An 8,541-nucleotide genomic window follows, 5' to 3' on the forward strand; every position below is an offset into this window, starting at 1 on the left:
CTGAGGAGACAGTGCTGTGACCGGGATCAAGACGACCGGCGAGAAGAAGATGATGCTCTTCTCCGGCCGCGCCCACCCCGAGCTTGCCGAGGAGGTCGCACACCAGCTGGGTGTCGGCCTCGTCCCTACCAAGGCATTCGATTTCGCCAACGGTGAGATCTACGTCCGCTTCCAGGAGTCGGCCCGCGGCGCGGACTGCTTCCTGATGCAGAGCCACACGGCTCCCATCAACAAGTGGATCATGGAACAGCTGATCATGATCGATGCTCTCAAGCGGGCTTCGGCCCGGAGCATCACCGTGATCATCCCGTCGTACGGCTACGCCCGGCAGGACAAGAAGCACCGCGGCCGCGAGCCCATCTCGGCCCGTCTGATCGCCGATCTGCTGAAGACGGCGGGTGCGGACCGCATCCTCACGGTGGACCTGCACACGGACCAGATCCAGGGCTTCTTCGACGGCCCGGTGGACCACCTCTCGGCGCTGCCGGTGCTCGCGGACTACGTGGGCGCGAAGGTGGACCGCAACAAGCTGACGATCGTCTCGCCCGACGCGGGCCGCGTGCGCGTGGCCGACCGGTGGTGCGACCGCCTGGACGCGCCGCTGGCCATCGTGCACAAGCGCCGTGACAAGGACGTCGCCAACCAGGTGACGGTCCACGAGGTCGTCGGCGAGGTCGAGGGCCGGGTCTGCGTGCTGGTGGACGACATGATCGACACCGGTGGCACGATCTGCGCCGCGGCGGACGCCCTGTTCGCCAACGGAGCCGAGGACGTCATCGTCACGGCCACCCACGGCATCCTGTCCGGCCCCGCGGCCGACCGCCTGAAGAACTCGAAGGTGAGCGAGTTCGTGCTGACGAACACGCTGCCGACGCCGGGTGAGCTGGAGCTGGACAAGATCAAGGTGCTGTCGATGGCGCCCACGATCGCGCGCGCGGTGCGCGAGGTCTTCGAGGACGGTTCGGTGACGAGCCTCTTCGAGGAGAACAAGTAGGCGGCACCGCACCGCTTTTCGCGAGGGCCGTCCCGCCGTGTGCGGGGCGGCCCTCGCGCGCGCTGCGGTGATCCCCCGGCGGCCGGGGGTGATCCATTTGGGGCACGGGGTCCTGCCGCGTAAACTGTCGAAGTTGCTCGGCGAGGGAGGCCGCACCGATGGTGCGGCGGTCCGTTATCGACGCGCTCTTCGTAGCAGGCCAGTCGTGGCCGGGTGACCGCCACCAGTTCGTCTTTCTGCTTACGAGGAGTGCACATGTCCGAGGTCAAGCTCGCCGCCGCGGTCCGTACCGAGTTCGGCAAGGGCGCCGCCCGCCGCATCCGCCGCGACAACAAGGTCCCCGGCGTTCTCTACGGCCACGGCACCGAGTCGGTCCACCTGACCCTGCCGGGTCACGACCTGCTGCTGGCGCTGCGCACGCCGAACGTCCTGCTCGCCCTGGAGCTCGACGGCAAGAAGGAGCTCGCGATCCCGAAGGCCGTGCAGCGCAACCCGCTCAAGGGCTTCATCGAGCACGTCGACCTGCTCCTCGTGAAGCGCGGCGAGAAGGTCAGCGTCGACATCCCGGTCCTGACCGAGGGCGACCTGGCCCCCGGCGCGTTCCTGCTCGAGCACGTGCTGAACGCCCTGCCGGTCGAGGCCGAGGCCACGCACATCCCCGAGTCCGTCACGGTCTCCATCGAGGGCCTGTCCGCCGGTGACTCCGTCCTGGCCAAGGACATCCCCCTGCCCAAGGGCACCACGCTGACGGTCGAGGACGACACCGTCGTCCTCCAGATCCTGGCCGCGCAGGCCGAGGAGCCGGCCGCCGAGGGCACCGAGGGCGAGGGCGACGCCGCCGCCGAGGCCTGAGCCGTAAGCTCTGCGTGAGGCTTTTCGCGGGGTGGCGGGCTGCGGCCCGCCACCCCGTTCCTTTCTGTTCGGGCCGGTGACGAGGAGAGTCGGCACAGATGTCGGACGTGAACGACCCCTGGCTGATCGTGGGTCTCGGCAACCCGGGTCCCGGGTACGCGGGCAATCGCCACAACATCGGCTTCATGGTGGCCGACCTGCTGGCCGAGCGGATCGGCGGCTCCTTCAAGCGGGCCCAGAAGACGCAGGCGCAGGTGCTGGAGGGACGCATCGGGCCCGCCGGCCCGATGAGCCGCCGGGTGATCCTGGCGAAGCCGATGTCGTACATGAACCTCTCGGGCGGCCCGGTCACCGCGCTGCGGGACTTCTACAAGGTGCCGACGGCGCACATCGTGGCCGTCCACGACGAACTGGACATCGACTACGGCACGTTGCGCCTCAAGCTGGGCGGCGGGGACAACGGGCACAACGGTCTGAAGTCGATGACGAAGGCGATGGGGCCGGACTACCACCGGGTGCGGTGCGGCATCGGCCGTCCGCCGGGCCGGATGCAGGTGGCGGACTTCGTGCTGAAGGACTTCTCGTCCACGGAGCGCAAGGAACTGGACTGGTTCGTGGACCGCTCGGCCGACGCGGTGGAATGTCTGGTGATCGACGGTCTGGAGCGGGCGCAGGGGACGTACAACTCCTGACGCCCCGCCGGGGCTTCGGCACGCCGGGCGGCACGACGCCCCGCGACGGGCGGTGCGCGCGCACGGCCGGTGACGCCGGGTAGGTTCGCCGCATGGAGGAACGATGGCTGACCGAGCGTGCCCGGACGGCGGAGGCGTCGGTACCGGGTGGGTTCGACCTGACCGAGTGCGTGCGGGAGCCCATCCACCTGCTGGGCGGGATCCAGTCCTACGGCTCGCTCGTGGCGGTGGACCCCGGGACCGGCGTGGTGGAGGTGGCCGCGGCCAACACCGGTGAGGTCCTCGGCGTCCCGGCAACCGACCTGGTGGGCTCACCCGTGACCCGGGTCGTCTCCGCCGACCACTACGACGAGGCCCTGACCGGTACGGCCGACGACGACGAGGTCCCCCTCTCCTTCCCGGTCCTCGCCGATCCGAGCCGGCCCGGCGGACAGCGGTTCGACGTCTCGGCGCACCGCCGGGACGGTCTGCTCGTCCTGGAGTTCGAGCCGCGGGACGGCGCGCACTTCGGCTTCTCCTCCTTCTATCAGGGGGTCCGGCGTGCCCTGGGCCGGCTCCGGGCGGCCACCGCCACCGAGGACTGCTGCCGGATCGCCGCTCACGAGATGCGTGCGCTGACCGGCTTCGACCGGGTGGTCGTCTACCGGTTCGACGGCGAGGACGGCCCCGGTGAGGTGATCGCCGAGGACGTGTGCGACGCGTGGGAGCCCTGGCTGGGGCTGTGGTTCCCGGCGACGGACATCCCGCCGCAGGCCCGGCGGCTCTACCGGGAGAACTGGATCCGCGCGATCGCCGACGTCGACGACCCCACCGTGGGCCTGCACCCGGCGGTGCGGCCCGCCACCGGCGCACCGCTCGACCTGTCCCAGTCGGCCCTGCGCACGGTGTCGGAGTTCCACCTGGAGTACCTGCGCAACATCGGCGTGCGGTCCTCCATGTCGGTCTCCGTCCTGCTGGAAGGACGGCTGTGGGGCCTGATCGCCTGTCACGGCGCCGCGCCGCTGCGGCTCGCGCCGGAGGTGCGGTCGGCCTGCGAGATGTTCGGATCCGCCTTCTCGATGCAGCTGGCCGCCATCGGGGAACGGCAGCGCGCGGACGCGCTCGTGGTGTCCGGGCGGCGCGCGGCCTCCGTGGCCCGGCTGATGGAACACGGCGCCGCCGACGGCTTCGCCGGGTTCACCGGGCCGCTGGCCGAACTGCTGGGCGCCGACGGCGTACTGCTGCGGCGTGCGGGCGAGGACGTCACCGGCGGCGACCCGCTCCCCGAAGGACTCGCGCGCGCCCTGGACCGCAAGGCCGCGTCGCTCACCCCCGGAACGGTGTGGGCGACCGACCGCCTCCCGGAGCTGCCCGAGGACGAACTCGCCATCACCGCGACGGCGGCGGGCTGCCCCGCAGGGGTGCTGCTGCTGCCGCTCACCCGCGAGGGCGACTTCCTGGCCTGGACCCGGCGGGAGCGGCCGGCCCCCAGGGAGTGGGCAGCCGACCCGGCCCAGCCGATCCTGGTGGGGCCGCGCGGCGAGCGGCTGACCCCGCGCGGCTCGGGGGCGGTGTTCCGGGCGACGATGCGCGGCCGGAGTCTGCCGTGGACGGCCGGCGACGAGTCGGCGGCCCGGGAGCTCTGGCGGCTGCTGACCGGGCTGGTACTGCGTCACGCCGATGCCGTGACCGCCCTCAACGCCGAGCTGCGCCGCAGCAACACCGACCTGGACGCCTTCGCCCACGCCGCGGCCCACGATCTGAAGGAACCGCTGCGGGGCATCTCCAACTCGGCCACGTTCGCGATCGAGGACGCGGCCGACCTGGACGAGGCGACCGAGCGCCGGCTGCTGACCGTGCAGCGCCTCGCCGACCGCATGGACTCCCTGCTCAACTCCCTGCTGCACTACTCCCGGCTGGGCCGGGCCGGGCTCCGGGTCCGGGAGGTGGAGCTGGCCGCCGCCCTGGAAGGGGCCCTGGAGGTGGCGGGACCCCGGCTGGAGGAGGAGCGCGTCACGGTCCGCCGCGGGGAACTGCCCGTCGTCGTGGCCGACCCCGACCGCCTCCACGAGATCCTGGTCAACCTGCTGGTCAACGCCGCCAAGTACGCGCGGGACGGGGACGACCGGTGGGTGGAGGTCTCCGGGCACCGGCAGCCGTCCCCCGACGCCGCCGGGCGGGAGGAGACCGTGGTCGTCGTCCGGGACAACGGCATCGGTATCGCGTCCGGGCAGCAGGACGAGGTCTTCCAGCTGTTCCGACGCCTGCACGGCGCGACCGAGCGCGGCGGCGGCACCGGTATCGGTCTGGCCGTGGTGAAACGCCTCGTCGAGCGGCACGGAGGCCGGCTGACGCTGGACAGCGCCCCCGGCGAGGGCACCGCGTTCTCCTTCACGCTGGGCGAGGCCGTACCGGGCGGCCCGGCGGACGCGCCCTGAGGGCCGGCCTCAGGCGCCGTCCCCGGCCGCCGCGTTCCGCGACTGCTGCCAGTAGTCCACCGCGCCCTTGAGGACCGTGCGGAACAGGGCGAAGTTCACCGGCTTGTAGACGTAGCTGTCCGCGCCGGCGGCGTAGCAGGCATCCACCTCCGCGGGCGCGGTCGACGAGGTGAACACCACCACGGTGACGTCCCTCAGCTCGGGCCGGGCACGGAGGGCGGCGAGCACGGCGTGGCCGCTGACCCCGGGCATGTTGAGGTCGAGGAAGACCAGGCCGGGCAGCTCGTCCTGCTTCAGCAGCAGGTCGACCAGCCCGTTGCCGTGGCTGGTGAACTCGGTGTGCAGCTCGGGGTGGGTCTGGCGCAGGGCACGCTGGATCGCCTCGGTGTCCTCGGGGCTGTCCTCCACGACCAGGACACGGGAGGAGTCGGTCGGCCTGGGGCCTGCTTCGCTCGTCACCGGGGTCCTTTCAGGCGGGCGACGAGCACGGCCGTGTCGTCGTCGCCCGTCGTGCGGAACTTCGACGCACGGGCGATCAGCTCGGCCGACGGATCGGGGGTCGCGGCGCAGTCCCGCACGGCCTGCGGCAGCAGTTCCTCGAACATGACGCCCTGTGCGTTGCGGGCCTCGGTCAGCCCGTCCGTGAACATCACCAGCGTGTCCCCCGCGACGACCCGGAGCCGGGCCGCCCGCAGCCCCAGGCCGGGCAGCACACCGAGGAGCAGTCCGGACCCGGCGACCTCTTCGACCCGGCCGTCGGCCCGCCCGACCAGCGGCCGCGGATGCCCCGCGGACACGATCTCGACCTCGCACTCCCCCGGTCCGGTGGGGGTGAGGACGGCGATCAGGGCGGTCACGAAGCGGGGGGCCTCCTGGTCCAGGAGCGCCTTGTTCAGGCGTTCCAGCGCGAGGCCCGGCGGGACGCCGTCCTCCAGGAGGGTGCGCAGGGTGTGCCGGGCGAGGCCGGTCATCGCGGCGGCCTCGGCTCCACGGCCGCAGACATCGCCGATGACCAGCGCCAGGCGTCCGTCGCGGTCCACGACGGCGTCGTAGAAGTCGCCGCCGACCTCCAGGGAGGCGTCGGCGACCTCGTAGGAGGCGTGCAGGTCCAGGCCCGGCCACTGGGGCAGGGCGCCCGGCAGGAGCTGGCGCTGGAGCATTTCGACATGGCGGCGTCGCTGCTCGTAGGCGGTGGTGGTGTCGATGGCGAGGGCGGCCCGCCGGGCGAGGTCGGACAGCAGGCGCGGGGTGGGGATGTCCTCGCCGGGGCGGTGGTAGACGAAGGTGAGCGTGCCGATGGCCCTGCCGCGGGCACGCAGCGGACTGACGGTGACCGTACGCACCGACCGCCCCGGGCCCTCGCCGTCCGCGCCGAAGGGACCGCCCGCGAGGCCGTCGCCGGAGAGCACGACGTCCTCCTGGCGCTCCAGCGCGTCGTCCAGCAGCTCCGCGAACCACCGGTCCTCGCGCGCCAGCGCGTCGAGCCAGGGCTGCACCGACGCCGAGACGTGTGCGTGGGCCACCGGGGCCAGCGGTCTGTCGGGCGGGCACAGGTGGACGACGCATCCCTCGGCGAGCGCGGGCACCGCGAGCCGGGCCACCCTCCCGAGGGTCTCGTTCACGTCGAGGCTGGAGTCCATCTGGAGGGACGCCTCGGCGAGGAAGGCGTCCTCGATCTGACGCTTGTCGTGCTCCCGGTACGCCGTGATGCGGTGGTGGCTGGCGACGATCACCTCGGAGAGCTGCACCAGGCGCGTCGTGGTGAGCGTCTCGTCCGCGGGTGCGGGCCGCTCGGCGAATCCGACGGAGAACGCCGCCCAGTCCCCGTCGCCGAGCCGGAACCGGGACTCCAGGGCCCAGCGGGCTCCGGCAGCCACCAGGTCGGCGCCCTCGGGGGCGAAGCCGGCGGTCTTCCCCAGGTCGTGCGTGATCACCACCGGGCCGGCGCCGGGCCCGGGAGGCCGGCGGTCGTCGTCCGTCGGCACCACTCCGGCCCGGGGCGTCGTCGTCACGGGGGCGGGCCGGCCGGTGGTGGCGACCCTGGCGTAACGCAGCGCGCCGTGGACCCAGCGGCTGCCGGTCACGGCGACCGCGCCGGGCTCGCCGAGCGCGGCCTCGTAGACGTACCGCGACATGTCGGCGACGTCCTGCACGTCCTGCGACAGACGCCACAGCCGGTGCAGTCGCGCCGACCAGCGCTCATCGGCCGTATCCGGCCGACCGCTCGTCTCGCTCACGTCCTTCCGCCCGCCCTTCTCCTCCGGCACCCGGGCTCCGCCCGACTTCCAGGGGTCGGATTCCCCACGGTACTGCCCGGAAGGGGCTCTCACGAGCGGCCCGGGTCACGACGGAGGTTGACCCGGCGCAGTTCCATGGCCAAAGATCGCGGCCCATGAAGCGGAACTCCTCGGACCGGATGATCGCCCACGCCCGCACCGCCGCGATGGCGCTCGTGGCGCTGCTGCTGGTGGTCGCCGGCTTCTGGACGTCCTGGGGCGACGCTCAGCACGTACTGCTCTCCAAGGGGCGGGAGCACGGCACCCTGCGGATCGACCGCTGCGACGACGAGGTGTGCACGGGGGCGTACACGCCCACGGGGCCCGCGACGTCGCGGGACGAGGTCACCATCGAGAAGTCGGTCGCGGTACGGAAGGGCGAGACGCTGACCGTGGTGCTCAGGCCCGGGACGGGCGAGGCGGTGCGGACCGGTCCCGCGGGCGGGTTGCTCGCCTGGCTGCCGCTCGGCGGGGCGCTGCTGCTGGCCGCGCTGGTGATCGGCGGCGGGATGCGCCTGACCCGGATGGCCTGGGTGTCGGCGGGTGCGGGCGGGGCGTTGCTGGTGGCGGCGTTCCTGGCGCTCTGAGGGCGCGGCGGGGCCCTGCCGGCGGTCCGGAAGGCGTTCTTCACCTGATCGTTGTCAGGATCATCCCGACACAAGCGGACAGTCAGGTCACATGGGGCGCGAAGTGACTTGACCGGCAAGCGTGTTCCCGAGGACGCTGAGCCGCCCCCCACGGTCCCTCTCGACATATGGACTGCCATGCGCACATTCCTTTCCGCCGGCGCCCTGATCACGGCCGCCGCGCTCACGGCGATCACGGCCCCGGCCGCCCACGCCGTTCTGCCCGCCTCCAAGGGCGACAACGGCACCGTGAAGATCCACGACGCCGCCACGGGCGAAGAACTCAAGAAGAACGAGCCCAAGGTCTGCGAGTTCTACCTGGTCGCCTTCAAGTTCGACGCCGGCCAGAAGGCGAACTGGGAGATCCAGGCCTGGGCGAACAACGACCTCGACAAGGGCACCGTCGTGGAGTCCGGCGCGCTCACCCTCGACGAGGAGGGGCACGAGCGCACCGAGGACATGAAGCTCCCCGCGGGCCAGTACAAGCTGATCTGGACCTTCGAGGGCGAGAACGGCAAGGCCAAGCACAAGGTCTTCAAGTCCACCTGCGATGGACTTGAAGACCTTGTGCTTGGCCTTGCCGTTCTCGCCCTCGAAGGTCCAGATCAGCTTGTACTGGCCCGCGGGGAGCTTCATGTCCTCGGTGCGCTCGTGCCCCTCCTCGTCGAGGGTGAGCGCGCCGGA

The 8,541-nt window shown here is 72.1% G+C and carries 7 protein-coding genes and 1 pseudogene; 6 read left to right on the forward strand and 2 right to left on the reverse strand.

Annotation, left to right across the window (positions count from 1 at the left end):
• Positions 1-16 precede the first annotated feature (16 nt).
• The 4 genes from EAO77_RS04585 (at position 17) to EAO77_RS04600 (ending at position 4,955) form a co-directional block, all read left to right on the forward strand.
• On the forward strand, positions 17-994 hold the full coding sequence (locus tag EAO77_RS04585) for a ribose-phosphate diphosphokinase (protein ID WP_147986828.1): 978 nt from the start codon (positions 17-19) through the stop codon (positions 992-994).
• Positions 995-1,249: 255 nt separating this feature from the next.
• Positions 1,250-1,846, forward strand: coding sequence for a 50S ribosomal protein L25/general stress protein Ctc (locus EAO77_RS04590; protein ID WP_147986829.1), 597 nt, complete (start codon positions 1,250-1,252; stop codon positions 1,844-1,846).
• Positions 1,847-1,944: 98 nt separating this feature from the next.
• The gene (pth, locus tag EAO77_RS04595; protein WP_147986830.1) at positions 1,945-2,538 is read left to right on the forward strand and encodes an aminoacyl-tRNA hydrolase; all 594 of its coding nucleotides are present in this window, start codon (positions 1,945-1,947) and stop codon (positions 2,536-2,538) included.
• A gap of 92 nt (positions 2,539-2,630) precedes the next feature.
• Positions 2,631-4,955, forward strand: a complete 2,325-nt coding sequence (locus EAO77_RS04600) for an ATP-binding protein (protein WP_147986831.1) — start codon at positions 2,631-2,633, stop codon at positions 4,953-4,955.
• 9 nt (positions 4,956-4,964) lie between these two features.
• Here EAO77_RS04600 and EAO77_RS04605 read toward each other — a convergent pair whose 3' ends face one another.
• Both EAO77_RS04605 and EAO77_RS04610 read right to left on the reverse strand, forming a co-directional pair.
• A complete protein-coding gene (locus tag EAO77_RS04605; protein ID WP_147986832.1) occupies positions 4,965-5,414 on the reverse strand; it encodes a response regulator in 450 nt (149 codons plus the stop codon).
• Entirely contained in the window at positions 5,411-7,192 is a 1,782-nt protein-coding gene (locus tag EAO77_RS04610; RefSeq protein WP_261993797.1) for a PP2C family protein-serine/threonine phosphatase, read from the reverse strand. Before EAO77_RS04610 ends, EAO77_RS04605 begins: the two co-directional genes overlap by 4 nt.
• A 155-nt stretch (positions 7,193-7,347) precedes the next feature.
• Between EAO77_RS04610 and EAO77_RS04615 the strand changes: the two genes are divergently transcribed.
• Positions 7,348-7,818: a hypothetical protein gene (locus tag EAO77_RS04615; protein WP_147986833.1), complete on the forward strand. Its 471-nt coding sequence runs from the start codon at positions 7,348-7,350 to the stop codon at positions 7,816-7,818.
• Between the two features lie 177 nt (positions 7,819-7,995).
• A pseudogene (locus EAO77_RS04620) lies at positions 7,996-8,541 on the forward strand (hypothetical protein); the annotation flags it as partial.

Source organism: Streptomyces sp. T39, from assembly GCF_008042045.1.
Classification (GTDB): domain Bacteria; phylum Actinomycetota; class Actinomycetes; order Streptomycetales; family Streptomycetaceae; genus Streptomyces.